Source organism: Kribbella sp. NPDC003557, from assembly GCF_040610805.1.
Lineage (GTDB): Bacteria > Actinomycetota > Actinomycetes > Propionibacteriales > Kribbellaceae > Kribbella.
On the sequence record NZ_JBEXMY010000002.1, the window covers coordinates 327,806 to 353,420 of the forward strand.

The window sequence follows — 25,615 nt, forward strand, 5'->3', positions numbered from 1 at the left end:
CGGGTCGGCGCACTTTGACATCGCCCCGGATAACGTCTGATCGTGCTGAGTCTCACAGATGTCCGGGCCGCCGCCGGCCGCCTCGCCGGGGTCGCGCACCGTACGCCGGTCCTCACCTCGCGCACGCTCGACGAACGGGTCGGGGCGCAGGTGTTCCTGAAGGCGGAGAACTTCCAGCGGATCGGCGCGTTCAAGTTCCGCGGCGCGTACAACGCGATCAGCAAGCTCACCCCGGAGCAGCTCGCGACGGGCGTCGCGGCGTACTCGTCGGGCAATCACGCGCAGGCCGTCGCGCTGGCGGCCCGCCTCGCCGGGACGTCGGCGGTGATCCTGATGCCCGAGGACGCCCCGCCGACCAAGCTGGCCGCGACCCGCGGGTACGGCGCCGAGGTGGTGACGTACGACCGGTACACGCAGGACCGGAGCGCGCTGGCCCACGAGCTGGCCGCGGAGCGCGGGCGGCCGCTGATCCCGCCGTACGACCACCCCGACGTGATGGCCGGGCAGGGCACGGTGGCGCTCGAGCTGATCGAGGAGGTCGGGCATCTCGGCGCCCTGCTCGTCCCGGTCGGCGGCGGCGGACTGATGGCCGGGTGCGCGACCGCGGCGACGCTGCTGTCCCCCGGGATCCGGATGATCGGCGTCGAGCCGGCCGCGGGTGACGACCACGCCCGGTCGCTCGCGGCGGGCGAGCGGGTCGAGATCGCCGTACCGCGGACTATCGCGGACGGACAGGCGATCTCGACGCCCGGCGAGCTCACGTTCGCGGTGAACCAGCGGCTGGTCGAGGCGTTCGAGCTGGTCAGCGACGAGGAGATCGTGGCCGCGATGGCGTTCGCGTTCGAGCGGCTGAAGATCGTGCTGGAGCCCAGCGGGGCGAGCGCGCTGGCCGCCCTGCTGGCCGGGCGGATCCACGGGCTGCCGGAGCGCGTCGGAGTGGTGCTGTCCGGCGGGAACGTGGGGTTGGAGCGCTTCCACGAGCTGCTCGGAAGTAGCTGAATACGCAAGGACTTTAGGGTGCCCTGACCACCCTCTGTGCCCGTTGTCACAGAAAGCCACCATCAAATGTGACGCAGGCCACACTGAAGCCCTCATTTGCCGCCTGCGCCCCGCTCAGACGCGCTCAGGACACCTGGTGTTCACCCCGGCTTGCTGAGCCGTCAGGGGCCCTCTCAGGGCCTTTCCGGAGCGACTTTGTGGATCTGAGGGTTTGCGTCGTGATCGTTCTGTTATACAGTCGTCGGCGGTTCGGTAAACAACACGAACCGCACACGAGTCAACGCCGAGCTCCGCCAGGCTCGTGTGCTCCCCTCGAACAACCATGGCGGAGGTGGGGGACCCAGGAGGTTGGGTCTCGACCGTGAGTGGTCGGAACCCTGGGGTGAAGTCCGCGGGAGCGGACCGGGCTATGAATCCCAGCCCGAACCCGACAGCTAACCTCGCAGGCGTCGGGAGACCACCATGCCCGTCACTGCCCGACGGACGTCGCTTCTGCGCGCCGTCAGCCAGACCGCCGAGTCCAGTACCGACCGGCCCACCGGCCGGACCCTGGCGAAGCACCGCAAGACCACCCGCCCGGGTGCGCCCCGGGCCGCAGCGGCCGTTCTTTCCGTCGGCCTCGCTGTCGGCGGCGGTGCCGCACTGTCCGTGACGACCACCTCGGCCGCCTCGGCGTCGACCAGCTCCACCACCGCGACCACCACCCCGCGTGGTTACTGGAGCATCGCGAGCAAGCCGCTGCTCCGCTTCCGGGACCGCGGCCCGACCGTCAAGTACGTCCAGAAGGCCCTGCACCTCGGTCCCGACGGCTACTTCGGCACCAGCACCGTCCGGGTGCTGAAGAAGTTCCAGACCTCCTGGGGTCTCAAGGCCACCGGCTACACCGACAAGAAGACCTGGGGCCGGCTGACCTGGGCCGCCAAGCACAAGGTGCTCTACGGTCCCTACGGCAAGTCCACCGGCTCCGTCGGCACGTTCCGGGCCAAGGTGCTCCGGGAGGCGGCCAAGCTCAAGGGCACGCCGTACCGCTACGGCGGCACGACTCCTCGCGGCTTCGACTGCTCCGGGTACACCGGCTACGTGTACAAGAAGGCCGGCAAGAAGCTGCCGCGCACGTCGCGCCAGCAGTACAGCGCGACCAAGCACATCAGCCGCAAAGCCGCCAAGCCGGGTGACCTGATCTTCTTCCGCAACGGCGGTGGCGGTGTGTACCACGTCGGCATCTACGCCGGCGGGAACATGCTGTGGCACTCGTCGAAGCCGGGCACCCCGGTGAAGAAGTCGAAGATCTGGGCCAGCAACGTGGCCTTCGGCCGCGCCTGAGCCCTGACCGTCGGCGCCCTTCCCCCCAACTGGGCGCCGCCGGTCGTCAGCGTCCTATCCCCCCAGGCGCGCTGACTCCGAAACCGGCCCGATCCGTCGCCCCCACCCCTCCGACGGATCGGGCCGGTTTCCTGTCTGTCGGGCGCTACCGGCTTATGCCAGGGCCGCGTTCACAGCCGCCAGCAGCTCCTTCGGCTGCCGCGCCGGAACCGCCAGCAGCTCAGGAGAGTCCGTACGACGGACCACGATCCACTGCACACCGCGCCCCAGTCGTCCCCACGCGCCCCCGACGATCCGCACACCGGTCTCACCGACGACATCGCTCGCCGTCTGGGTGTTGAGCCTGTCCAGCTGGGCTTTGCTCAGCACGGCTTCTGCCGGGTGGGCGCCGAACGACCGATCCAGGTCTCGCAGTACGAGCGTGTGCTTGCCGATCACCAACTCCTGCCGGGTGACGCTGACGTTGCCGTACCGGGTCTGGGCGAAGAAGTAGATCGCCACCGGGAGCAGCACCACGCCTGCCACCAGAAGAGCCGGCTGGGCGAGCAGGCTGCCGACGCCGATCAGTGCGAGCGCCGCGACGGCAAGAACGCCGTACACCCACGGGTTGCCGAGGCTCTTGCGGTACAACGTCTCGTCCACGGCGCCAACCTTAAGGGCGCGCAGGTGTACTCGGTCAGCTAGTCGTCGAGCAGGCCGGCTTCGTAGGCCAGGATGGCGACCTGGACGCGGTTGGTTGCGTCGAGCTTCACCAGGGAGCGGGAGACGTGGGCCTTGACGGTGGCCTCGCTCATGAACAGCTTGCGGCCGATGTCGGCGTTCTGCAGGCCGCGGCCGACCTCGACCAGCACCTCGCGCTCCCGCTCCGTCAGCTTGCTGATCCGCTCCTGCGCGGCCCGCTTCCGGTCGGCGCGCGGATCGCCGGCGAAGTGGCCGATCAGCCGCCGGGTCACCGCCGGCGACAGCATCGCGTCACCTGCGGCCACCACCTTGATCGCCTGCACCAGCTCGCGCGGCGGCGTGTCCTTGAGCAGGAACCCGCTGGCGCCTGCCTGCAACGCGCGGAACACGTAGTCGTCCAGGTCGAACGTCGTCAGGACGACGATCTTCGGCGGGTCGGGCAGCGCCTGCACCTCCCGGGTCGCCGCCAGGCCGTCCAGCCGCGGCATCCGGATGTCCATCAGTACGACGTCCGGCCGATGCTGCTTCACCATCGCCGCGGCGTCCGCGCCGTCCTCGGCCTCGGCGACCACCTCGAGCTCCTCGTCGGACTCGAGGATCATCTTCAGCCCGGCCCGCACCAGCGCCTCGTCGTCCACGATCAGCAGCCGCGTCATCGCTCCCCTTCATCTCCCTGCGACACCGCGTCGCCTCGTACCCCTGCGTCTCCCTGCAGCCCAACGTCTCCGTCTCGGCCGTCGGGCCAGGGCAGCCAGGCTTCCACGCGCCAGCCGCCTTCCGGCGTCGGGCCGATCCAGAGCCGTCCGCCGACCAGCTGCACCCGCTCCCGCAGGCCGACCAGCCCCGCACCGGCACCAGGCAGCAGTGAACCAGCAGCCACCGGCCGCACGTTCGCCACCCTGACCGTCACGCCCTCACCACGCGCGCCATGGACCTGTACGTCGGTCGCGGCGCCACGCGCGTGCTTGTGCACATTGGTCAGCGACTCCTGCACCACCCGGTAGACGGTCCGCCCGACCGACACCGGTACGTCGTCCGGCAGCGTCACGTCGTACCCCACCGTGACCCCTGCGTCCCGCGAGGCCTTGATCAGCCGCTCGAGGTCCGACGCCTTCGGGACGGGCGCCAGGTCGGCCCCGGCCACACTGACGTCGGTCCGCAGCACCCCGAGCACCTCGCGCAGGTCCTCCATCGCCTGCCGCGCCGTCTCGCGGATCAGCCGGGCGGATCCCTCGACCTTGTCCGGCCCGACCGCCGGGTTCACCTCGAGGCCGCCGGCGTGCAGCGCGATCAGCGAGACCTTGTGGGCGAGCACGTCGTGCATCTCCTGGGCGATCCGGGACCGCTCGCCGAGCCGCGCCTGGTCGCTGCGCAGCTCGCGCTCCGCCTCGGCCCGCTCGGCACGGTCCCGCAGCGACGCCATCAGGTCGCGGCGCGCACCGACGTACGCCCCGATGGCGACCCAGGTGCCGACCAGGAACGGCCCGGTGAAGACGGACACCCAGATCTGGTTCTCGTTGCCCCAGCTGTTCAGGACGTACGCCGCGTAGCCGGCCAGGCCGAGGATCGCCAGCGCGAGGTCGCGGCGGCGGATCGCCAGCGTCAGCAGCGCGAGCCCCATCGGCACGAAGATCCCGCCGGTCAGCATCGCCAGCACGGTGACCGCGGTGACGGTGACCGGGAACCGCCGGCGCCAGAAAAGGACGACCGAGGCAACGATCCCGGCGCCCAGCACGTACCAGTCCTTGACCGACCACCCGTTGCCGCCGGACGCGGCCTGCAGGACGATCGTGAGCAGGCTGAAGGCGACGTACAGCAGGTCGCGCAGGCGCGGGGCATGCCTGGCCCACCAGGCGTACCACCTCCGCAACCGTCGCATTCCGTCACTGTAGTTCGACGGCCGACGCGATCACGTCCCTCTTCCGGGTGGGTTCCGGAGCCGATCGGACGACTTTCGTAGGGGGTCACGGCAGCCGCTCGTCCGATGTGCGACCGGGGTCGCGGACGGTTGACTCGTTGCCATGATCACCGTCGAGAACCTGACCAAGCGCTACGGCAGCACCACGGCTGTCCAGGACGTGTCCTTCACCGTTCAGCCGGGCAGCATCACCGGCTTCCTCGGCCCGAACGGCGCCGGCAAGTCCACCACGCTGCGGATGCTCACCGGGCTGACGCCGCCCACCTCCGGCACCGCCACGATCACCGGCAAGCGGTACGCCGACCTGCCGAACCCGGGCCGGGTCGTCGGGGTCATGCTCGACGCTGCCGCGCAGCACCCCGGCCGGACCGGCCGCGAGACGCTGCTGCTGAACGCGAGCCTGCTCGGCGTGCCGAAGACGCGCACCGACGAGATGCTCGAGGCCGTCGGGCTCAGCCACGCCGCGAAGCGCCGCGTCGGTCAGTACTCGCTCGGTATGCGGCAGCGGCTCGGCATCGCGAGCGCGCTGCTCGGGGATCCCGCCGTCCTGATTCTCGACGAGCCCGCGAACGGGATGGACCCGGAGGGCATCCGCTGGATGCGCGGGCTGCTGCAGGACTTCGCCGCGCGGGGCGGCACGGTGGTCCTGTCCAGCCACCTCCTGGGTGAGGTGCAGGCGACCGTCGACCGGCTGGTCGTCATCGGCGGCGGACGGATCGTCGCAAACGGCTCGCTGGAGGAGCTGCTGGCCGGGTCCGGCACGCTCGTCCGCGGCCTCGACCCGATCGGCCTGAACGAGGCCCTGACCGCCGCCGGGCTGCAGCTCGAGCCGTTGTCCGACGGTTCGCTGCGCGTCGACGCCACCGCCGAGCAGGTCGGGCGGGCCGCCGCCACGGCCGGCCAGATCCTTCTCGAACTCCGCCAGAGCGACGGCGCCGGCCTGGAGGACCTGTTCTTCCAGCTGACCGCCCAGCCTGTCGCCGCCTGATCACACCTACTTCTTCTGGAGACCTTTGATGACCACCGTGACCGACGTCGCACCCTCGGCACCCGCCAAGCACCGGGCCGAGGTGGCGACCAGCCTGCCGCCCGCGCGCGGCCAGTCCTTCCTGAAGCTCGTCGCGCTCGAGCTCCGCAAGTCCGTCGACACCCGCAGCGGCCGGGTCCTGATCGCCGCGATCCTGCTGCTGGCGGTCGCCGCGATCACCTGGCAGCTCACCCACCTGCCGCAGGGGACGGTCGGGTTCGAGGGCTTCCTCGGCGCCGCGTCCGCCGGCCCGATGCTGATCCTGCCGGTCATCGGCGTGATGGCGATGACGTCGGAGTGGACGCAGCGGACCGCGCTGACCACGTTCACGCTGTCGCCGCGCCGGGTGCGCGTCCAGCTGGCCAAGTTCGTCTCGGCGATCGTGCTCAGCGCGGTCGTGACCACGGGCGTCGTCCTGCTGGCCTTCGCCGGGACCGCGCTCGCCGGGGCGACCTCCGGCCGCGGTACGACGTACGCCGGGCTGGGCGGGCAGCTCGCCGGCGGCTACCTGACCGTTGCGCTGAACGTGGTGATGGGCGCGGCCTTCGGCGCCGTGATCGCACAGACCGCGGTCGCGATCCTGGTCTACTTCATCGCCCCGACCGCCTGGTCGCTGGCCGGGCCGGCGCTGTTCAAGGACAACGCGAACTGGCTGGACGTGTTCGGCGCGCTCGGCCGGATCGCGGAGCGCGACCTGCACGGGATGGTGCCGGAGACGCTCACCGCGGTAGGGGTCTGGATCGTCCTGCCGACCATCGTCGGACTGTGGGCTAGCTCACGTCGCGAGGTCAAGTAGCAGGTGCCGACACGGCGGGGCGGGCCGGTTCGAGGGGGCCGGCCGGCCCCGCCTACGGTGTGATCGGACCTCTGCCAGGGGGCGGTGCGTGTGTCGATCCCTGGCTCCGGGTATCCTTGAACCACGATTACTGACGACTGATCCGTGGGCGCCACGCAGCGTACCCGGTTGACTTGTGCGAGGGGGTCGACGCTATGGGGCGCGGCCGTGCAAAGGCCAAGCAGACGAAGGTCGCACGCGACCTGAAGTACCGCACCTGGGACACCGACTTGGACCAGCTCAAGCGAGAGCTGTCCGGTGAGCAGGGTGGCAACAGTTCTGCGAACGGCGACAACGACGGCGACGACTACGACGCCGACGACTACCACCCCCGTCGGTAAGCAACATCAGCCCGGCTGAGCTGCTCGGTGGCCCCTCGGGGTGACTGGGCAGTTCACCGTGCGTCCGACGTGATTCACCACACCGGTACCACTTGTGGGGGTTCGGCGTTCCCTGCTGCCGGTGGCCCTGAGACAGGACGGCGGGCCGAGACCTCGTGTGAGAGGGTCTCGGCCCACCGTCTCAGGCTTACTTGTGTCGGGCCTGCGTGCTCGGGCCCTGGTCGCTCGGGGCCTACTTGCCCGAGGCTATTTGCTCGGGCGCTGCTCGCTCGGGCCTACTTGGCGTAGGAGCCTTCGAGGGCGACCGTGCCACCGGGCGTCGCGGTGACCTCGCCGCACACCCAGGCGGGGATGTCGCGGGCGGCCAGCGCCTGGATCGCGGCGTCGGCGGCGGCCGGTTCGAGGACGGCGACCATGCCGGCCCCCATGTTCAGCGTCTTCTCGAGCTCGGGCAGCGCGACGTCGCCGAGCAGCCCGACGAGCCCGAAGATCGGCGCCGGCGTCCACGTCGACCGGTCGATCCGCACGGACAGCCCGTCCGGGATGACCCGCGCCAGGTTCGCCGCGAAGCCGCCGCCGGTGACGTGCGACATCGCGTGCATCGGCTTGTCGTCGCCACCGTTCAGCTCCTGGATCAGCTCCAGGCAGTGCTTGGCGTACACCCGGGTCGGCGTCAGCAGCACCTCGCCCAGCGTCGTACCCAGCTCCGGCACGACCCGGTCGAGTGTCCACTTCGCGCGCTCGAAGAACACGTGCCGCACCAGGCTGTACCCGTTCGAGTGCAGTCCCGACGACGCCATCGCCACGACGACATCCCCCGCGCGCACCCGCTCCGCGCCGAGCACCTCGTCCGCCTCGACCACACCGGTCGCCGCGCCCGCCACGTCGTACTCGTCCGGCTCCAGCAGGCCCGGGTGTTCCGCCGTCTCGCCGCCGACGAGCGCCGTACCGGCCTCGACACACGCCTCCGCGATGCCCTTCACGATCTGCGCGATCGTCTCCGGCACCACCTTGCCGGTGCAGATGTAGTCGGTCATGAACAGCGGCTCCGCGCCGCACACGACCAGGTCGTCGACGACCATCCCGACCAGGTCGAACCCGATCGTGTCGTGCTTGCCGAGCTTCTGCGCGATCGCGACCTTCGTCCCGATCCCGTCCGTCGACGTCGCCAGCAGCGGCCGCCGGTAGGACGTCAGGGCGGTCGCGTCGAACAGCCCGGCGAACCCGCCGAGCCCGCCGACCACCTCGGGGCGGGTCGCCTTCGCCACCCACTCCTTCATCAGCTCGACGGCCCGGTCACCGGCCTCGATGTCGACCCCGGCAGCGGCGTAACTCGCGCCTTGACTCACTGTGTTCTCCCTGTTGGGTACTACGGTCGGCTGAGCGCGTCCGCGGCGCCGCCGCCACCGGACACCGTGGCCAGGCCGTCGACGTCGGTGGCCACCGGCAGCTCGAGCAGGTGCTTGCCCAGGTGCTCCGGGTCCGGCAGGTCGACCGGGTACACACCGTCGAAGCAGGCCCGGCAGAGCCGCTCCTTCGGGACCGTGGTCGCCTCGACCAGACCGTCCAGGCTGATGTACCCGAGCGAGTCGGCGCCGAGCGAGCGGCAGATCTCCTCGGTGTTCAGCCCGTTCGCGATCAGCTCGGCGCGGCTGGCGAAGTCGATGCCGTAGAAGCACGGCCACTTCACCGGCGGCGCGGTGATCCGCACGTGGATCTCCTTGGCGCCCGCCTCGCGCAGCATCCGGATGACCGCGCGCTGGGTGTTGCCGCGGACGATCGTGTCGTCCACCACGACCAGGCGCTTGCCCTCGATCACCTCGCGCAGCGGGTTCAGCTTCAGGCGGATGCCGAGCTGGCGGATCGTCTGGCTCGGCTGGATGAACGTGCGGCCGACGTACGCGTTCTTGACCAGGCCGGAACCGTACGGGATGCCGGACTCCTCGGCGTACCCGATCGCGCCCGGCGTACCGGATTCGGGCGTCGCGATCACCAGGTCGGCCTCGGCCGGGTGCTCCTTGGCCAGCTTGCGGCCGATCTCGACACGGGTCGAGTAGATCCGCTGGCCGGAGATCTGGGTGTCCGGGCGGGCCAGGTACACGAACTCGAACAGGCAGCCCTTCGGGTTCGGCTCGGCGAACTTCGTCGAGCGCAGCCCTTCGGCGTCGATCGCGACGATCTCGCCCGGCTCGACCTCACGGATGAAGCTCGCGCCGACGATGTCGAGCGCGGCGGTCTCGCTGGCGATCACCCAGCCGCGCTCCAGCCGGCCCAGCACCAGCGGGCGGATGCCCTGCGGGTCGCGGGCGCCGTACAGGGTGTTCTCGTCCATGAAGATCAGGCTGAACGCGCCCTTGACCTTCGGGAGGATCTTGGCCGCCGCCTGCTCGATCGTCAGATCGGGGTAGCCGGCCAGCATCGAGGTCAGGATGTCGGTGTCACTCGACGCGCCGTGCTTCGCGTTCGCCTTGGCGTGGTCGACGTCGGCGTCCAGACCGAGATCCAGGTCACCTTCGCCGTTCAGGCTGGCGGCGAGGTCGCTGGTGTTGGTCAGGTTCCCGTTGTGACCGAGCGCGATCGAGCCGGTCGCCGTACTGCGGAACGTCGGCTGGGCGTTGGCCCACACGCTCGACCCGGTCGTCGAGTACCGGCAGTGCCCGATCGCGATATGGCCGCGCAGGGACGCCAGCGTGGCCTCGTCGAAGGCCTGGCTGACCAGCCCCATGTCCTTGTAGACGAGGATCTGACTCCCGTTACTGACCGCGATCCCGGCCGACTCCTGCCCCCGGTGCTGCAAGGCATAGAGCCCGAAGTAGGTGAGTTTGGCAACCTCTTCCCCCGGCGCCCAGACCCCGAAGACGCCACAAGCGTCCTGCGGACCCAGATCCTGCGGGTCGAGTTCATCAGTAAGCCGACCATCGCCACGAGCCACACCAGCAGTCTACGGGACGCCCAGAGGACCCAAGACCAGCGTCTACCAGCAGGTCATCTCGATGGTGCAGCTCGGCTGGGCACCAGCAGCCACGGCAGGCACAGTTGATGCCACCCCAAGGAGCAGCGCCGAAGCGACTACAATCAGCAACTTCTTGATCACGAGTTGTCCTTTCGACAGAATCCGGAACCAGAACGGAGTGCTCTTTGTCGACGCGCTCTGTATATGGTCGGTTCCGACAAGTTCTGGAGGAGTAGAAACGTGCTGGAGCCGCTGGGGCTGGACGAAGCCACGTTTGCGGTCTATCACGCCCTTCTCAGCCACCCAGACAGTACGCCCGACCAGATTGCCGCGCTACTAAATCGTTCTGTCGCGGAAGTTCACGAACTGATGGACAAGCTGCGGACGCTGGAACTGCTGGTCCCGACGTGGACACAGCCCGACGGCGAGCACGCGGTCCACCCTCGCGTCGGTCTCACCGGGCTGGCCGAACGCCGCCGCACGGAACTGAACAAGATGCTCGGCGAGCTCAGGGAGGCCGAGGCCTCGGCCGACGTCGTGGCAGAGCAGTACAACGAACTCCTGACCGCACGCAGCAGCGGCGACGTCGAGGTGCTCAAGGGGCGCGCGAACGCCTCCCGCCGCATCGAGGAACTGGCGTTGAAGAGCCGGGAGACGTTCTGGGGATTCGTGCCCGCGCATATCGACGACACCATCAAACCGGCCGAGCGTTCCCCAGACTTCGACCACCTCGAGCGCGGGCTCAGGATGCGGACGATCTATCTCCAGAGCATGACGCAATCGAAGTACGCATTGGACTACGCCGCCAAGATGCACCGACTCGGCGGCGAAGTGCGGGCGACGCCGACCCTTCCGATGCGGCTGCTGATCTTCGACCGTGAGATCGCGGTCATGCCCATGGACCCTGAGAACCCGACCGCCGGGGCGCTCATCCAACGCAGTCCGGGCGTTGTCTCGTTGGCGCTCGCCCTGTTCGACTCGTACTGGGCGCGGGCGACCGAGCTCTTCGCCCCTGAAGACCGCGATGACGACGCTCCTCTGACCCCGCACGAGGCAGAGGTCCTCCGCCTCCTCGCCGGCGGCGCCAAGGACGAGCAGGTAGCCCGTCTCCTGGGCATCTCCCTCCGCACCGCCCGCCGAATCACCGCCAACCTCTCCGAACGCCTCGACGCCGCCAGCCGCTTCGAACTCGGCGTGGCCGCGGCCAAGCGCGGCTGGGTCTGACGGATCGTTCGTTGTTCGAGCCGCTGGGTCTGACCGACGATGAGGTCGGGGTCTACCGCGCCCTTCTCCGGCGGCCTGAGTTGGTTCGGCCGTCCGAGCTCGCAGAACTCGCCACGGAAGTGAACATGTCCGAGGAACAGGCCAGCGTACGACTTGGCCGACTCCGGGAGATGGGGCTACTCGTTCCACGATGGAACATCGCGGGCGAAGAGTACCCCCTGCACCCGGCGACTGGATTCGAATTGCTGGCGGATCGCAGGCAGCGCGAGATCGACAAGCTGGCCGAAGAGCTCAATTCCAGCAAAGCGGCGGGATCACGCTTCGTTTCCGACTACTCCGAATTCCTGATCCAGCGGCAGGCAGGCGAGGTGGAGATTCTCCACGGAGAGCGTGCCTACCAGCGGATGCAGGTCTTTCAGCCCACGAAGTCGATGTGGGCAATGTTTCCACCGTATGCCCCCCAGGAGATGCCGCGCGATCCCGAAGATTCCCCGGACACCGTGCACTTGAAGCGTGGGATTGACGCGCGCTACCTCGTCGTCGAGTCCCAGGTGAAGACTCGCGGCGCCCGCGAATACCTTGACTATGTCGCCGGTTACGGCGCAAAGTCTCGCGTGGTCCCGTCGGTTCCATTGAAGATGATCATTTTCGACGGCGAGGCCGTTGTCATAGGCATCGATCCCGACAACACCTCGGTCGGCGCGATGATTCATCACAGCAAGTCGATCCTGCGGATCGTGATCGATCTGTACGAACGCTATTGGCGGGACGCACGGCCGCTGGTGGAGCCGGCGTTGCCAGGACCGGCCGTGCTCAGCGCCCAGGAGACCGAGTTTCTTCGGCTGCTTGTCGAGGGTGCGACGGACGAGCAAGCTGCGCGGAAGCTAGGCATTTCGATGCGGACCGTGCGGCGGATTGCGGCGAAGTTGAGTGAGCAGGTGGGGGCTTCGGGGCGGTTTGAACTGGGGGTTCGGGCGGCGCAACGCGGGTGGGTGGACTAACCCCAGTCCCAGCCGCGGGTAAAGGGTTTTGTGATACGGGACAAAGTGTTTGCTCCTTGTTCGGGGCGGGTGAGAGGAATGGGTGCGCCGCCCGGCCCCTCGGTACCGAAGTCAAACAGAGGGAACCTGTCCTCGACAACGAACGACATTGGCCGGGGGAGGCCGTTGACCGGGTGCGGCCACCTGCACGGCAGTACCCGAACTGATCGCACCGGACCCGGCGTGCGACGGACCACCATGACCACTGCCCCGCTACAACAGCCGACGCGAGCCATCGCCGTACGACCTATCGCCGGGGCTCGGCGTACGCACCGACGAGCGCCAGTGCCGCTAGCTTATGTACGACAACAGTTCCAACAGGGCCGCAGAATCGTGCGACCACGCCCGCGACAGTCGCATCACTAACCGATCGACGCGCGGCGCCGACACATGAGCCCACGCCGCGCGTCCCCAATGCCGACACCGCCACCGCTGTACGGCTACAGACCCGCGTCCCACCGTGGTACCGCCAGCCGATTGACGTGCATCCCCAGGACACGAGCCCGGTCCGACGCACAGTCCACGCCGCATGCCCCACCGCCGGCACAGCCCCCGCCGAGGGACCGGGCCTCGCCGGCAACGCCGCTTCTGCTGTACGGCTGCAAAGCCGCATCCCATCGTCCTGCCGCTAGCCGATTGACGCGTCCGCGGGCTGTGGTCCGCCGCCATCAGCGCCGTACGACCGCTGCCGAAGGCGTGTAGCTCAGACCGTCTTGAGCGCCGCCAGCAGCTTCGTCAGGGAGTCTCGGGCGTCGCCGAACAACAATGTGGTTTTGGGGTCGTAGAGGAGTTCGTTCTCGATGCCGGCGAAGCCGGGGCGCATGGAGCGTTTGAGGAAGATGACTCGTTGGGCCTCGTCGGCGTTGAGGATCGGCATGCCGTAGATGGGCGCCGAGGGGGTGGTGCGAGCGGCGGGGTTGACCACGTCGTTGGCGCCTACTACCAGGACTACGTCGGTGGTCTTGAAGTCGCCGTTGATGTCGTCCATCTCGCGGAGCTGGTCGTACGGGACCTGGGCCTCGGCGAGCAGGACGTTCATGTGGCCGGGCATCCGGCCGGCCACCGGGTGGATGGCGTAGTCGACCTTGACGCCGCGGCTCTGCAGTTCCTCGACGAGGTCACGCAGGGTGTGCTGCGCCTGCGCGACGGCGAGGCCGTACCCGGGCACGATGATGACCTTGTTCGCGTACCCGAGCAGGATCGCGACGTCCTCGGGCCCGCCCGAGATGACCGGCCGCTCCGACGCCGTACCGCCGCCGAGAGTCGACCCGCCGCGAACCGCGCCGAAGAGGATGTTGAAGACGGAGCGCCCCATCGCGTCCGCCATCAGCTTGGTCAGCAACGTACCGGCCGCGCCGACCAGCGTGCCCGCGATCAGCAGCAGCGTGTTCCCCAGCACGTAGCCGCCGGCGGCCACGGTCAGACCGGTGAAGGCGTTCAGCAGCGAGATGACGATCGGTACGTCGGCCCCGCCCACCGGGAGCACCAGCATGACCCCGATCGCGAGGCCGAGCAGGCACAGCAGGACGCCGACCCACACGCGCGGGTCCGACACCAGCCACACCGCGAGCGCGACACCGCCCAGCAGCGACGCGACGAAGAGCACCGGCAGACCTGGGAAGGTCACCGGACGGGTCGTCATCAGCTCCTGCAGCTTGGCGAATGTCACCACCGAGCCGGAGAAGCTGACCGCGCCGACCAGGATCGTGAACGCCGTGGCGATCGCCGCGACGGTCGCGTCGGCCGGGACCTCGCCGAGCTCGAGCAGCGCGACCAGCGCGGCCGCGCCGCCGCCGACACCGTTGAACAGGGCAACGAGCTGCGGCATCTGGGTCATCTGCACGCGCCGCGAGCCGACCACGCCGCCGACGGTGCCGATCACCAGCGCGATCAGGATCGGCGCCAGGTGGTCCGGCTTGTAGGCGGCGAACGTGATGATCACCGCGAGCGCCGCGCCCGCGGCGCCGATCAGGTTGCCGGAGCGCGCGCTGCGCGGCGACGACAGCGCCTTCAGCGCGACGATGAAGCAGACCGCGGAGACCAGATAGCCGATCTGGGCCCAGGTGGGGATCACTTGTGCAGCTCCTTCTTGCGAGCCCCCGGACCTTTGAACATCTGCAGCATCCGGTCGGTGACCACGAACCCGCCGACCATGTTCACGGTCGCGAGGACGACGGCCAGCAGCCCGACGGCGACCACGATCGCCGAGTCGGCGGTGCCGGTGACGATGATGGCGCCGACCAGGATGACGCCGTGGATGGCGTTCGCCCCGGACATCAGCGGGGTGTGCAGTGTCGAGGAGACCTTGCTGATCACCTCGACGCCGACGAACGCCGCGAGCACGAAGATCGTGAGTAGTGCGATGGACCCGGTCACTATGCCTGTCCCTTCAAGAGCTCGCGGGTGGGCTCGTGCAACACCGTGCCGTCGTGGGTGACGCAGCAGCCGCGGACGATCTCGTCGTCGAAGTCGGGGTCGAACGCGGCGTTGCGCGTCATCAGCCGGATCAGGTTGGCGATGTTCTGACCGTAGAGCCGTGACGCCGGTCCGGCCATCTGTGACGGGACGTTCGCCCCGCCCCAGACCAGCGCGTCGCCGATCGTCAGCTCGGTCCCGGCGACCGATCCCTCGACGTTGCCGCCCTGCTCGGACGCCAGGTCGACGACCACCGAGCCCGGCTTCATCTGCTCGACCATCGACCGGGTGACAAGCATGGGCGCGGTCCGGCCCGGTACGGCGGCGGTGGTGATCAGGGCGTCAGCGGCCGCGACGTACGGCGCGAGCAGGTCGCGCTGGAGCTGTGCACGCTCCGGTGTCATCTCACGCGCGTACCCGCCGGGGCCGTCGAGGGTGCCGAGCTCGAGCTCGATCGGTACGGCGCCCATCGACGCGATCTCCTCCGCGGCGGCGGTGCGCACGTCGTACGCCTTGACGACCGCGCCGAGGCGTTTCGCGGTGGCGATCGCCTGCAGGCCGGCCACGCCGGCGCCGAGGACGAGGACCTGGGCCGGCGGGACGGTGCCGGCCGCGGTCATGTTCAGCGGGAAGAACCGCGGCAGCCGTTCGGCAGCGACGATCGCGGCCCGGTACCCGGCGACGAGCGCCTGCGAGGACAGCGCGTCCATCGACTGGGCCCGGGAGATCCGCGGGATCAGCTCCATCGCGAACGCCGTCAGCTTGGCCCGGGTTGCGGTCCGGACCACGTCGGGCGGGTTCGTCGGCAGGAACGACATCAGCGCCGTACCGGCGTGCAACCGCTGCAGGCGCTCGCGTTCCAGCGGCTGCACCGACGCCACGACGGTGGCCGCGTGGTCGGCGCCCCAGGCCACGTCAGCGCCGGCCTCGCGGTACTGGTCGTCGGAGAACAGCGCCCGCTCACCGGCGGCCGGCTCGACCGCGACCTCGTAACCGAGCTCGATCAGTTTCGCGACTTGTTCCGGCACCAGGGCGACCCGGCGCTCGGCCGGTCTGGTCTCCCGTACGACTGCGATCTTCACTCGCCGAAACCTATGCCAAACACTGGGTCGCCGGAAAGCCCGGTCACGCCTGGTGTGCGAGGTTCTGCAACAACAGAGCCTCCGCCAGGCAGACCTTGCGGAACTCGGCGAGGTGCAGACCTTCGTCGATGCCGTGGGCCCTGGTGTCCGGGTCCTCGACGCCGGTGACCAGGATCGTGGCCTCCGGGAATGCCTGCTGGAACTCGGCGATGAACGGGATCGAGCCGCCCATCCCCATGTCGATCGGCTCGACGCCCCAGGCCTCCTGGAACGCCGACCGGGCCGCCTCGTAGCCGGCGCCGCGGGCGTTCACGCTGCACGGCTGCCCGTTCTGCCCCTCGGTCACGGTGACCTGCGCGCCCCACGGCGCGTGGTTCTCCAAGTGGTCACGCAGGGCCGCGCTGGCCTTGACGGCGTCGTCACCGGGGGCGACCCGCAGGCTGACCTTGGCCCGGGCGACCGGGACCAGCGTGTTGCTCGCCTCCGCCACCGACGGGGCGTCGATGCCGACGACCGCGACCGCCGGGCGCGTCCACAGCCGGTCGACCAGCGAGCCCGAGCCGGTCAGCCGGACCGAGTCGAGGACCGAGGACTCGGCGCGCAGCCGGTCCTCCGGGTACACGACGTCGGCCGCGCGGGACGCGTGCAGACCGTCGACCGCGACGTCGCCCTTGTCGTCGTGCAGGGTCGCCAGCAGCCGGCACAGCGCGGACAGCGCGTCCGGGATCGGCCCGCCGAACAGGCCCGAGTGCACCGCGTGGTCGAGCGTCCGGACCTCGACGTACGCCTCGACGAGGCCGCGCAGCGACACGGTCAGCGCCGGGTGCCCGACCTCCCAGTTGCCGGAGTCGGCGATCACGATGGCGTCGGCGGCGAGCTCCTCGGAGTACTCGTCGAGCAGCTGCAGCAGGGTCGGCGAGCCGATCTCCTCCTCCCCCTCGACGAACACCGTCACGCCGACCGGGAGGTCGTTGCCGAAGGCCCGTACGGCGGCCAGGTGCGCGGCGATCCCCGCCTTGTCGTCGGCGGCGCCCCGCCCGTACAGCCGGTCGCCGCGCTCGGTCGGCTCGAACGGGTCGGAGGTCCACTGCTCGACCGGCCCGGTCGGCTGGACGTCGTGGTGCGCGTACAGCAGCACGGTCGGCTTCCCGGCCGGGGCCGGCTTCTTCGCGATCACGGCCGGCGCGCCGTCGCCGACCCGGACGATCTTCGCCGTGAAGCCCTCCGCCTCGAACAGCGCCGCGGTCGCCTCCGCGGAGCGCTGGACGTCGGCCGCGCGGGCCGGTTCGTAGCTGACCGACGGGATCCGGATGAGGTCCTCGAGGTCGGCACGGACGCTGGGCAGAACGCGGTCGATCGCCGCGGACAGATCGGTCATGCGACAACCGTACGGCGTCCGTTCGCGGAACCGACGCCCAGTCAGCCCTCGCGCGTTACTCATTGGCGATTTACTCTGAGATTCTCGTAGGTTTCCGCCCACAACCGAAGAGGATCACCATGGTCAAGCGCCCCCTTGCCATCGTCATCACGGTCCTGGCCGCAGCACTCACGGCTGCCACGCCGGCGCACGCAGCGATCAGCTGCGACACCTCCACGAGTGGAGGATCGACCTTCTACGACGGACCGTCCGCCTCGTACAAGTACGACGCCCGGTTCAGTAACAGCGCGAGCATTCCCAACCTCGGCACGCACACCCCGCAGGGTGCCGGCACTTGGTACAACTGGGACGGCTCCGGCAAGAACCTGATCCTGATCGCGGCGTACCGCGAGGGAGCCGACTCACAGATCTACGGGATCGACCCGTCCACCGGCTCGACGGTCGGCGTGGTCGCGATCGCCGAGTCCCACGTCGGCGGGATCACCGTGAGCAAGGGCTGGGCGTTCGTGTCCGGCCAAGGCAGCAGCATCCGCAAGTACCGGCTGACCGAGCTGCGGGACGCGTTGAAGGCGGCGGGTACGCCGTACCTCGCGCAGGTCGGGACGGCGCGTGACGTGGCCGGGTCGTCGTTCATGGGGAGCTACGGGGACTCGCTGTTCTCCGGGACGTTCAACGAGACCGGACGCGGAACCATGTACGAGTACAAGATCGCCGACGACGGCACGCTGACCACGGTCGCCGGCGCCTGGGAGATCCCGACGAAGACGCAGGGCCTGACGGTCACCGCCAACCACTTCATCTACAGCACGTCGTACGGCCGCGGGAACCGCAGCAACATCTACGTGGTGAAGCGCGGCCAGAAGGACCTGGACGCGGCGGCCCTCAGCTGCTTCCGCGCACCGAGCATGACCGAGGGCATCACGGAGTACAACGGCACCGCGTACCTGGTCTACGAGTCCGGCTCACACCTGTACGCGTCGGACCCCGCCACGCTGAACGTCATCCCCCGGATGCACAAGGCAACCATCTCGTCGCTGACATCACTGGTCCCCTAGGAGTACTTCGCGGAGTCCAGCACTTCCTGCCGCTGCTTCGGGTCGCTCTCACGAACCTGCACCCGAAGCAGCGTCGACGGATTGATCTGGCGGTACTGGTCCACGACCTGCGCCGAGCCGCAGGTGTAGACGAAGGTGACCGTGTTCTGGTCGCCGATCACGCCGTTCTTCGGCGCGGACGAGCTGCATCCAGCCGGAGCCGCACCGGCCGTCGGCAGCTCCTGGGCGGCGATCTCGCCCAGGTACACGCCCTCGACGTCCGAGTTGGTCTGCCAGCCAGAGGTGCTGGTGCTCACGAGCAGGGCCTTGTCGTTGTCCACGGCCTTCTGCGACCAGCTCCGTGGAACGGCCACCGACAGATGGCCGGCCTCCACCTTGACCGGGCGGGTGAGGACGTACTGGTAGCCGCCGTAGCCGCCAGCCGCTGCTAGGAGGACTGCGGCGAGTGCTGTGAGGACACCGGCTCGGCGGCTGCGCCTGGGCTTTACGGCGACCGTGGACTGGTTCGCGTTGGCCAGTGCGGTGGCTTGGTCGACCGGGGCGGTGGTGGCGGCCGGGGTCGGCATGGCTGCGGCTGGGACGAGGCCTGCCGGTACCTTGCCCGTGGTGTGAGCCTCGCGGAGCGCGTTGAGGAAGCTGTCGAGGTCCGGCCAGCGCTTGTCGCGGTCCGGCTCCAGGGCGCGCCGTACGACGACGTCGATCGCGTCCGGCACGTCCTCGCGCAGGGTGGTCATCGAGGGTGGCGGTGCGTCGATCTGCATGACCGCGCCGAGACTGACGACACCGTGCGGCGCCTGACCGGTGAAGGCGGCGTACGCGACCGCGCCCAGCGAGTACAGGTCGGCGCGGTGGTCCAGCCGTTCGCCCATGACCTGCTCGGGGGCGACGTACGCCGGGGTGCCGCCGGGCATCGTGATCCGGGAGACCTCGGCGAGCGACTTGCCCAGCCCGAGGTCGGACAGCATCGCGCGGTCGCCGTTCGGGTCGGTGCGGAACAAGACGTTGGCCGGCTTCACGTCGCGGTGCAGGACGCCGCGGGCGTGCAGGTGCTTCAGGCCGCGGCCGACCTGGTTGATGATCCGGACCGCCTCGCCGTACTCGAGCGGGCCGGCCTTGATCCGGTCCGCGAGGGTGCCGCCGTCGGCGTAGGTGAGGACCATGAACGGGCGGCCGTCGTCGGCCTCGCCGATGTCGTGCACGCCGACGACGTACAGCGAGTCGACCTTGCGCAGGAACCGGCCCTCGGCCAGGAACCGGCGGCGGACGTCCTCGTCCTCGACCCAGTTCTCGGACAGGATCTTGACCGCGACCTCGGCGTCGAGCTGCTCGTCGCGCGCCAGCCAGACGGTCGCGAAACCTCCGGCACCCACCCGGCGGACCAGGGAGTACCGGCCGATCCGGGGTGGCTGGTCCATGGCGTAATTATGCTTGATCCTTCCTGCGACCCGTTCGCCGCACCGAACAAACCGGCCGTCTACGACGTCAGAAGGACAATTCATGGGGGACGACGGAGGGGGCCCGGCGATGCGGAACACCAACAGGCGGCTGGTGATCCTGGTCAGCGCGGTCGCGGTCGCGGCGGTCGCGATCGGCGGCGCCCTGGCGTACCGCACGGGGCCGGCCGAGGCCGAAGGCAGGGCGGCGCCGCTCACCGGCACACCCACGCCGACGCCGGCCCCCACCCCGACTCCAGCCGTGAGCCGCACCCCGATCGTCAGCCGGACGCCGTCCGCCACACCGCCGCCGAGCATCAGAACGCCACCCAGTCCGACGGCGACGGTCACCGGTCCGACCAAGGTCACGCTGACCGTCAGCAAGCTGCCCGAGGGCCGCGAACCGCAGGTGCCGTACCTCGTCGACCGCGAGATCCGCGGCGGCTCCGGCGACGTGGTCAAGCTCCCCGGCACCGGCGGCGTGATCGCGGTCGGCCGCCTGGGTGAGGGCGCGCTGGCGATCGTCCAGGACGGGAACGACGGCACCGAACTGCTGAAGACGCAGTACGACAAGGTGGTCCGCCGCACTCCGGGTGTGTCGTCGCTGGTGACCACGCGCGACCAGTCGGCGGCGGCGTACGCCGCGGCCCGGATCAGCTCGATGGGCCAGGCGGTCAAGGGCGGGACCGTGTACGCCGAGACCACCAGCTCACTCAAGTCCCTGAAGCTGCCGGACAGTTGGAACCTGCAGGTGCTCGCCTTTGCCGACGGCAAGGTCTACTACCGGGCCGCGAGCACCGAGGACGGGGCGTGGACGCTGTACAGCTGGACGCCCGGGGCGTCGTCGGGCGTCAAGCTCAAGAGCGTGGTCTCGCCGACGGCGGTGTCCGCCAACGGCCGGGTCTCCGCGTCGATGGGCACGCTGAACGACAGCGGCAGCTGTTCCAGCGTCGTCGAGATCGGCACCGGGCGGCAGCTGTTCCGGACCTGCGAGAACATGGTGTCCGGGTTCACCCCGGACGGCAGCACGGCGATCGGCGGATCGGCGTACGGCGACGGCTACTGTGACACCGTCCAGGTCGCGCTCGACGTCGGCACCGGCAAGCTGCTCCGCGAGTGGAAGGGCTGTTTCCACCAGTCGGTGGCCGAGGACGACCAGCACGTGCTGATCGTCGCCGTGGCCTCCGGAGGGGGCGGCGACCCGGGGACGAAGAGCGCGATCATCCGCTGCACGATCAGCACCGGCGCGTGCGAGCTCGCCACCTCGATCAGCACCGACAAGGCGCTGCGGATCGGCACCTGATCCAACCAACCGGAGCCGTCCGGCGTCGAACAGGTGGACAGACCGACAACGGACAGGAGCGTGTCGATGCGGCACACGAACAGGCGACTCGTGATCATCGTCGCCGCGATCGCCGTCGCCGCGGTGGCGACCGGCGGGGCACTCGCGTACCGCCAGGGACCGACCACGGCCGCCACCGCCGACGCTGCCCCGCTGTCCAGTTCACCGACGACGCCCACGACCACGGAGCCGACGACAACCAGCGCCACGCCGAAACCCTCGACCCCGTCGACGAGCACGCCCGCCGGGCCGGTGAAGACGAAGATCGACCTGCAGAAGCTCACCCCCGGCCGCGCGCCGCAGGTCACCTATCTGGCCGGGCGGACGATCCGCGGCGGCGCCGGGGCCGACATCAAGGTCCCGGGAAGCACGCAGATCCAGGAGGTCGCGCGGCTGCGCTCGTCGGCGCTCGCCGTGGTCACCAAGGGCTACGGCACCGAGATGCTGACGATCGGCTCCGACGGCAAGGTCACGCGGCGGACCCCGGATGTCACCCAGATCGCCACCACCGAGGACAGCACCGCCGCGGCGTACGTCGCCACGCAACTGAAGGACACCGGTGAGGACCTGCCCGGGGCGACTGTCTACGCGGAGAGCGACAGCATCCACAAGGTCACCGTGCCGGACATCTGGAACACCACGCTGCTCGGTTACCTCAACGGCAAGGTCTACTTCGACGCGTCGGCCACCCAGGACGGCATGAGCAGTCTGTACGAGTGGACGCCCGGTGAGCCGACGGCGACGATCGTCAAGCCGGTCCCGAAAGCGATGGCCGTGTCCAGCGTCGGTACGGCGGGCTCACTGACCACCATCTCCGACCAGAACAGCTGCAGCAGCCTCCTCACGGTGCCGGCGGGCAAGCGGCTGTGGCGCACCTGCGACTACCAGATCGTCGGCTTCACGCCGGACGGCGCGACCGCGATCGCCGGCCCGATCTACCAGGACGGCTACGGCAACGGCATCGCAGCTGTGCTGGACGCCAAGAAGGGCACGCTGCTGCACGAGTGGTCCGGTGTGTTCCGGCAGTGGGTCCCGGAGGACGACCAGCACCTGCTGCTGCTCGCCGACACCGGCGAGAGCACCGCCGCGTCGATCGTCCGCTGCACGATCTCGACCGGAGCGTGTGAACTGGCCACACCGCTGGCCAAGGGTGAGCTGCTGATCGGCGCCTGATCTGCCCTGGGCAGATCTCCCTTCACCACAAGGGTTTTCGGGGCAGACTGCAGCTATGACAACTGTTGCTGTCCTGGCTGACGTCCATGGCGTGCTCCCGGCGCTGGAGGCGGTTCTGGCCGAGCCGGACGTGCAGACGGCGGACAGGATCGTGCTGGCCGGGGACATCGCCAGTGGGCCGCAGCCTGTCGAGACGTTGGACGTGTTGACCGCCCTGGGCGACCGCGTGGTGTGGGTGCGCGGCAACGCGGACCGGGAGCTGGTGGAGATGGCTCGCGGGCAGTTCGACCAGCAGCCGCCGGACGCGGTGAGCCCGTGGGCTGCTGAACAGCTCCGGGCGGATCAGGTCGAGCTGCTGGCCGGCCTACCGACGACCGTGACCGTCGGGGACGTGCTGTTCTGCCACGCCACGCCGCGAGACGACGAGGAGATGGTCCTGGTGGACAGTCCGATCTCTCGGTGGGCAGAGGTGTTCAGCGGGCTGCCGGACGAGGTCAGGACGGTGGTCTGCGGGCACACGCACATGCCCTTCGCCCGGCAGGTTGACCGGCGGCTGGTGGTGAACGCGGGAAGCGTCGGGATGCCGTACGGCGCCCCTGGGCCGAGCTGGGCGCTCCTCACCGCGGACGGAGTACAGCTGCGTCGTGCACCGCTCGACGCGGCCGAGGCCGCGGACCGGATCGTCAGCGAGTCGACGTACCCGGGACGGGCGGAGTGGGTCGCGGAGTACCTGCTGCACACCTACTCCGACACGGAGGCGCTCGAGGCGTTCAGGCCGCGCGCGGAGGCCTGAGCGGTTACCGTCATGGAGTGTTCACGCGCCGGCGGAAGCATTTCGGGACGCTGGCCGACAAGGCGACGTACGCGACCCTGCATACCGCCTCGTTGGCCAGTCCACACCTGCGCGAAGGCCTGACACCCGCCGCGGCCGGTAAGGCCAGCCGCCACCTGAGGGACCTGCTGGGTACGGCGGCCATCGCGATCTGCGACTCCTCCGGCGTCCTGGCCTGGGACGGCGTCGGCGGGCCGTACGAGAGCAACCACCGCCGCGACGCCAAGGACCTCGCCGCGGTCACGCTCCGCTCCGGCCGGACGGCCGTACTCGGTGCGCACGACGTGGCCTGCGGCGACCCGCAATGCCCGATCCGTACGGCGGTCGTGGCGCCCATCGTCACCGAGGAGCGCGTGGTCGCCGTCCTGGTCGCATACAGCAACAACACCTCCGCAGCGCTCGTCAGAGCGACCGAGGAGGTCGCCAGGTGGGTCTCCGGTCAGGTGGAGCTCGCGGAGCTCAACAAGGAGCGCACCCGCGCCATGGAGGCGGAGCTGCGCGCGCTACGCGCCCAGATCAGCCCGCACTTCATCTACAACGCTCTCGCGGCCATCGCCTCGTTCGTACGCACAGACCCGGAGCGGGCGCGTGAGCTGGTGCTGGAGTTCGCAGATTTCTCCCGGTATGCCCTGCGGCGTGGTGGCGAATTCACCACGCTGGCGGACGAGCTGCGCAACGTGGAGCGCTATCTGGTGCTGGAGCAGGCCCGCTTCGGCGACCGCCTCAAGGTGTCGCTGCAGATCGCTCCCGAGGTGCTGCCGGTCGTCATCCCGTTCCTGGTCGTCCAGCCGCTGGTGGAGAACGCCGTACGGCACGGCCTGGAGGGGACGACGGGGGTCGGCCACATCACGATCCGCGCGCGGGACCAGATCAACGAGGCGGAGATCAGCGTCGAGGACGACGGCTCCGGCAGCGACCCGGAGGTGATCCGGGCCGCCCTGTCCGGCGAGTCCGGGAGTGACTCGGTCGGTCTCGGCAACGTCGACGCCCGGCTGCGGCAGGTGTACGGCGACGCCTACGGGCTGGTCGTGGAGACCGCCGTCGACGCGGGCACGAAGGTGACGTTCCGGATCCCCAAGTACTCCTCAGGAGTGCATGCCTCGCCATAGAGAGCCTTGTTTCGTTGACGGTTCCGGCCGGTCGGACTAGCGTCGGCAACGTCCCGAGGACATCGACCGGGGCAGGCGACGACCGGATCGCCTTCTGTCTCTCCCATGGCGATCACGGCCCGTGGTAGCGGACGTTTCCACCGCTGCGCGGTGGAGGATCCTGGAGAGGAGCATCGCTCGTGCCAGGAAACAGGGCAGTCATTTACAAGGGACCAGGCGACGTGGCAGTCGAGACCATCGACTACCCGACCCTGGAACTCAAGGACGGGCCGGGTGTCAATCCGGCGAACGTCGGCCGGCAGATTCCGCACGGCGCGATCCTGAAGGTGGTGGCGACCAACATCTGCGGCAGCGACCAGCACATGGTGCGCGGCCGGACCACCGCACCGCCCGGACTCGCGCTCGGCCACGAGATCACCGGTGAGGTGGTGGAGGTCGGCCGGGACGTCGAGTTCATCAAGACCGGCGACCTGGTGTCGGTGCCGTTCAACATCGCCTGCGGGCGGTGCGTCAACTGCAAGGAGGGCAAGACCGGAGTCTGCCTGAATGTGAACCCGGACCGGCCGGGCTCGGCCTACGGCTACGTCGACATGGGCGGCTGGGTCGGCGGTCAGGCGGAGTACGCGCTGGTGCCGTACGCCGACTGGAACCTGCTGCGGTTCCCCGACAAGGACCAGGCGATGGAGAAGATCCGCGACCTCGCGATGCTGGCGGACATCTTCCCGACCGGGTACCACGGCGCCGTCACCGCCGGTGTCGGCACCGGATCCACGGTGTACGTCGCGGGTGCCGGCCCCGTCGGACTGGCCGCGGCCACGGCCGCGCTCCTGCTCGGCGCCGCGGTCGTCATGGTGGCGGACCTGCAGAAGGACCGGCTCGACCAGGCCCGTTCCTTCGGATGCGAGGCGATCGATGTGTCGCAGGGCGATCCGAAGGACCAGATCGAGCAGATCGTCGGCGAACCCGAGGTGGACTGTGCGATCGACGCGGTCGGGTTCGAGGCGCACGGCCACGGCAGCGACGCCCGGGCCGAGCGGCCGGCGACGGTGCTGAACACCGTCATGGACGTCACCCGGGCCGGTGGCGCGGTCGGAATCCCGGGGCTCTACGTGACCGGTGACCCCGGGGCCAGTGACGAAGCAGCGAAGACCGGTTCGCTGTCGATCCGCCTCGGCCTCGGCTGGGCGAAGTCGCTGTCGTTCACCACCGGGCAGTGCCCGGTGATGCGGTACAACCGCCAGTTGATGCAGGCGATCCTGCACGACCGGACGCAGATCGCGAAGAACGTGAACGCCACCGTGATCTCGCTCGACGACGCACCCCAGGGGTACGCCGAGTTCGACAAGGGCGCGGCCCGCAAGTACGTGCTCGATCCGCACGGAATGATCAACTGACCCGGCAGCGCGGCGGGAGCGGGCACCGGCCGGCTCCCGCCGCGCCGAGGCTGCGGACCAT

Annotated in this window: 23 protein-coding genes and 1 riboswitch; of the genes, 13 read left to right on the forward strand and 10 right to left on the reverse strand. The window is 69.5% G+C overall.

Features of this window, described 5'->3' with window-relative positions; genetic code table 11:
- Positions 1–42 precede the first annotated feature (42 nt).
- Entirely contained in the window at positions 43–999 is a 957-nt protein-coding gene (locus ABZW60_RS07515; protein ID WP_355474911.1) for a pyridoxal-phosphate dependent enzyme, read from the forward strand.
- A 271-nt stretch (positions 1,000–1,270) separates the two neighbouring features.
- Positions 1,271–1,462, forward strand: a riboswitch (cyclic di-AMP (ydaO/yuaA leader).
- Positions 1,462–2,322, forward strand: a complete 861-nt coding sequence (locus ABZW60_RS07520) for an NlpC/P60 family protein (protein WP_355474912.1) — start codon at positions 1,462–1,464, stop codon at positions 2,320–2,322. (Overlaps the previous riboswitch by 1 nt.)
- Before the next feature lie 153 nt (positions 2,323–2,475).
- Here ABZW60_RS07520 and ABZW60_RS07525 read toward each other — a convergent pair whose 3' ends face one another.
- From ABZW60_RS07525 to ABZW60_RS07535, 3 genes are read right to left on the reverse strand one after another with little or no spacing between them, the layout of a single operon-like run.
- Positions 2,476–2,964 (reverse strand): hypothetical protein, encoded by a 489-nt coding sequence (locus ABZW60_RS07525; protein ID WP_355474913.1) that lies wholly within the window; start codon positions 2,962–2,964, stop codon positions 2,476–2,478.
- 38 nt (positions 2,965–3,002) lie between these two features.
- The gene (locus ABZW60_RS07530; protein WP_355474914.1) at positions 3,003–3,659 is read right to left on the reverse strand and encodes a response regulator transcription factor; all 657 of its coding nucleotides are present in this window, start codon (positions 3,657–3,659) and stop codon (positions 3,003–3,005) included.
- Positions 3,656–4,882 (reverse strand): histidine kinase, encoded by a 1,227-nt coding sequence (locus ABZW60_RS07535; protein ID WP_355474915.1) that lies wholly within the window; start codon positions 4,880–4,882, stop codon positions 3,656–3,658. Before ABZW60_RS07535 ends, ABZW60_RS07530 begins: the two co-directional genes overlap by 4 nt.
- A 142-nt stretch (positions 4,883–5,024) precedes the next feature.
- On the opposite strand from ABZW60_RS07535, the gene ABZW60_RS07540 reads away from it, so the two are divergent.
- From ABZW60_RS07540 to ABZW60_RS07550, 3 genes are all read left to right on the forward strand, one after another.
- Positions 5,025–5,909, forward strand: a complete 885-nt coding sequence (locus ABZW60_RS07540; RefSeq protein ID WP_355474916.1) for an ABC transporter ATP-binding protein — start codon at positions 5,025–5,027, stop codon at positions 5,907–5,909.
- A 28-nt stretch (positions 5,910–5,937) separates the two neighbouring features.
- Positions 5,938–6,744 (forward strand): ABC transporter permease, encoded by an 807-nt coding sequence (locus ABZW60_RS07545; protein ID WP_355474917.1) that lies wholly within the window; start codon positions 5,938–5,940, stop codon positions 6,742–6,744.
- A gap of 194 nt (positions 6,745–6,938) precedes the next feature.
- A complete protein-coding gene (locus ABZW60_RS07550) occupies positions 6,939–7,124 on the forward strand; it encodes a DUF3073 domain-containing protein (protein WP_355474918.1) in 186 nt (61 codons plus the stop codon).
- A gap of 275 nt (positions 7,125–7,399) precedes the next feature.
- Here ABZW60_RS07550 and purM read toward each other — a convergent pair whose 3' ends face one another.
- The gene (gene purM, locus ABZW60_RS07555) at positions 7,400–8,473 is read right to left on the reverse strand and encodes a phosphoribosylformylglycinamidine cyclo-ligase (RefSeq protein WP_355474919.1); all 1,074 of its coding nucleotides are present in this window, start codon (positions 8,471–8,473) and stop codon (positions 7,400–7,402) included.
- A gap of 20 nt (positions 8,474–8,493) precedes the next feature.
- On the reverse strand, positions 8,494–10,056 hold the full coding sequence (gene purF, locus ABZW60_RS07560; RefSeq protein ID WP_355474920.1) for an amidophosphoribosyltransferase: 1,563 nt from the start codon (positions 10,054–10,056) through the stop codon (positions 8,494–8,496).
- A 261-nt stretch (positions 10,057–10,317) separates the two neighbouring features.
- On the opposite strand from purF, the gene ABZW60_RS07565 reads away from it, so the two are divergent.
- Both ABZW60_RS07565 and ABZW60_RS07570 read left to right on the forward strand, forming a co-directional pair.
- Entirely contained in the window at positions 10,318–11,301 is a 984-nt protein-coding gene (locus ABZW60_RS07565; protein WP_355474921.1) for a LuxR C-terminal-related transcriptional regulator, read from the forward strand.
- 11 nt (positions 11,302–11,312) lie between these two features.
- Positions 11,313–12,302: a LuxR C-terminal-related transcriptional regulator gene (locus ABZW60_RS07570; protein WP_355474922.1), complete on the forward strand. Its 990-nt coding sequence runs from the start codon at positions 11,313–11,315 to the stop codon at positions 12,300–12,302.
- Between the two features lie 742 nt (positions 12,303–13,044).
- Here ABZW60_RS07570 and ABZW60_RS07575 read toward each other — a convergent pair.
- The 4 genes from ABZW60_RS07575 to ABZW60_RS07590 are packed head-to-tail and all read right to left on the reverse strand — an operon-like array spanning position 13,045 to position 17,216.
- Positions 13,045–14,415, reverse strand: a complete 1,371-nt coding sequence (locus tag ABZW60_RS07575; RefSeq protein WP_355474923.1) for an NAD(P)(+) transhydrogenase (Re/Si-specific) subunit beta — start codon at positions 14,413–14,415, stop codon at positions 13,045–13,047.
- Positions 14,412–14,717, reverse strand: a complete 306-nt coding sequence (locus ABZW60_RS07580; protein WP_355474924.1) for an NAD(P) transhydrogenase subunit alpha — start codon at positions 14,715–14,717, stop codon at positions 14,412–14,414. The genes ABZW60_RS07575 and ABZW60_RS07580 overlap by 4 nt, the downstream gene beginning before the upstream one ends.
- Positions 14,717–15,838, reverse strand: a complete 1,122-nt coding sequence (locus ABZW60_RS07585) for an NAD(P) transhydrogenase subunit alpha (protein WP_355474925.1) — start codon at positions 15,836–15,838, stop codon at positions 14,717–14,719. The genes ABZW60_RS07580 and ABZW60_RS07585 overlap by 1 nt, the downstream gene beginning before the upstream one ends.
- A gap of 43 nt (positions 15,839–15,881) precedes the next feature.
- A complete protein-coding gene (locus ABZW60_RS07590; protein WP_355474926.1) occupies positions 15,882–17,216 on the reverse strand; it encodes a dipeptidase in 1,335 nt (444 codons plus the stop codon).
- Positions 17,217–17,335: 119 nt separating this feature from the next.
- Here ABZW60_RS07590 and ABZW60_RS07595 point away from each other — a divergent pair, with 119 nt between their 5' ends.
- Positions 17,336–18,271 (forward strand): hypothetical protein, encoded by a 936-nt coding sequence (locus tag ABZW60_RS07595; protein WP_355474927.1) that lies wholly within the window; start codon positions 17,336–17,338, stop codon positions 18,269–18,271.
- Here ABZW60_RS07595 and ABZW60_RS07600 read toward each other — a convergent pair.
- Complete coding sequence (locus ABZW60_RS07600; RefSeq protein WP_355474928.1) at positions 18,268–19,686, reverse strand: serine/threonine-protein kinase; 1,419 nt, start codon at positions 19,684–19,686, stop codon at positions 18,268–18,270. The two genes, ABZW60_RS07595 and ABZW60_RS07600, sit on opposite strands and share 4 nt — an antisense overlap.
- A gap of 82 nt (positions 19,687–19,768) precedes the next feature.
- Here ABZW60_RS07600 and ABZW60_RS07605 point away from each other — a divergent pair, with 82 nt between their 5' ends.
- The 5 genes from ABZW60_RS07605 to fdhA all read left to right on the forward strand — a co-directional run bounded on the left by ABZW60_RS07605 (position 19,769) and on the right by fdhA (position 25,554).
- Positions 19,769–21,007 carry a hypothetical protein gene (locus ABZW60_RS07605; RefSeq protein ID WP_355474929.1) on the forward strand — a complete coding sequence of 413 codons (1,239 nt, stop codon included), beginning with the start codon at positions 19,769–19,771 and terminating at the stop codon, positions 21,005–21,007.
- Between the two features lie 66 nt (positions 21,008–21,073).
- Positions 21,074–22,219: a hypothetical protein gene (locus tag ABZW60_RS07610; RefSeq protein WP_355474930.1), complete on the forward strand. Its 1,146-nt coding sequence runs from the start codon at positions 21,074–21,076 to the stop codon at positions 22,217–22,219.
- 55 nt (positions 22,220–22,274) lie between these two features.
- Positions 22,275–23,012: a metallophosphoesterase family protein gene (locus ABZW60_RS07615; RefSeq protein ID WP_355474931.1), complete on the forward strand. Its 738-nt coding sequence runs from the start codon at positions 22,275–22,277 to the stop codon at positions 23,010–23,012.
- A gap of 17 nt (positions 23,013–23,029) precedes the next feature.
- On the forward strand, positions 23,030–24,160 hold the full coding sequence (locus tag ABZW60_RS07620) for a histidine kinase (RefSeq protein ID WP_355474932.1): 1,131 nt from the start codon (positions 23,030–23,032) through the stop codon (positions 24,158–24,160).
- A 179-nt stretch (positions 24,161–24,339) separates the two neighbouring features.
- A complete protein-coding gene (gene fdhA, locus ABZW60_RS07625; RefSeq protein ID WP_355474933.1) occupies positions 24,340–25,554 on the forward strand; it encodes a formaldehyde dehydrogenase, glutathione-independent in 1,215 nt (404 codons plus the stop codon).
- Positions 25,555–25,615 lie beyond the last annotated feature (61 nt).

Coding starts and splice junctions, on each gene's coding strand:
- ABZW60_RS07520 (WP_355474912.1), top strand. CDS start 1,462: ATGCCCGTCACTGCCCGACGGACGTCGCTTCTGCGCGCCGTCAGCCAG.
- ABZW60_RS07530 (WP_355474914.1), bottom strand. CDS start 3,659: ATGACGCGGCTGCTGATCGTGGACGACGAGGCGCTGGTGCGGGCCGGG.
- ABZW60_RS07535 (WP_355474915.1), bottom strand. CDS start 4,882: ATGCGACGGTTGCGGAGGTGGTACGCCTGGTGGGCCAGGCATGCCCCG.
- ABZW60_RS07540 (WP_355474916.1), top strand. CDS start 5,025: ATGATCACCGTCGAGAACCTGACCAAGCGCTACGGCAGCACCACGGCT.
- ABZW60_RS07545 (WP_355474917.1), top strand. CDS start 5,938: ATGACCACCGTGACCGACGTCGCACCCTCGGCACCCGCCAAGCACCGG.
- ABZW60_RS07550 (WP_355474918.1), top strand. CDS start 6,939: ATGGGGCGCGGCCGTGCAAAGGCCAAGCAGACGAAGGTCGCACGCGAC.
- ABZW60_RS07590 (WP_355474926.1), bottom strand. CDS start 17,216: ATGACCGATCTGTCCGCGGCGATCGACCGCGTTCTGCCCAGCGTCCGT.
- ABZW60_RS07595 (WP_355474927.1), top strand. CDS start 17,336: ATGGTCAAGCGCCCCCTTGCCATCGTCATCACGGTCCTGGCCGCAGCA.
- ABZW60_RS07600 (WP_355474928.1), bottom strand. CDS start 19,686: ATGGACCAGCCACCCCGGATCGGCCGGTACTCCCTGGTCCGCCGGGTG.
- ABZW60_RS07605 (WP_355474929.1), top strand. CDS start 19,769: ATGGGGGACGACGGAGGGGGCCCGGCGATGCGGAACACCAACAGGCGG.
- ABZW60_RS07610 (WP_355474930.1), top strand. CDS start 21,074: ATGCGGCACACGAACAGGCGACTCGTGATCATCGTCGCCGCGATCGCC.
- ABZW60_RS07615 (WP_355474931.1), top strand. CDS start 22,275: ATGACAACTGTTGCTGTCCTGGCTGACGTCCATGGCGTGCTCCCGGCG.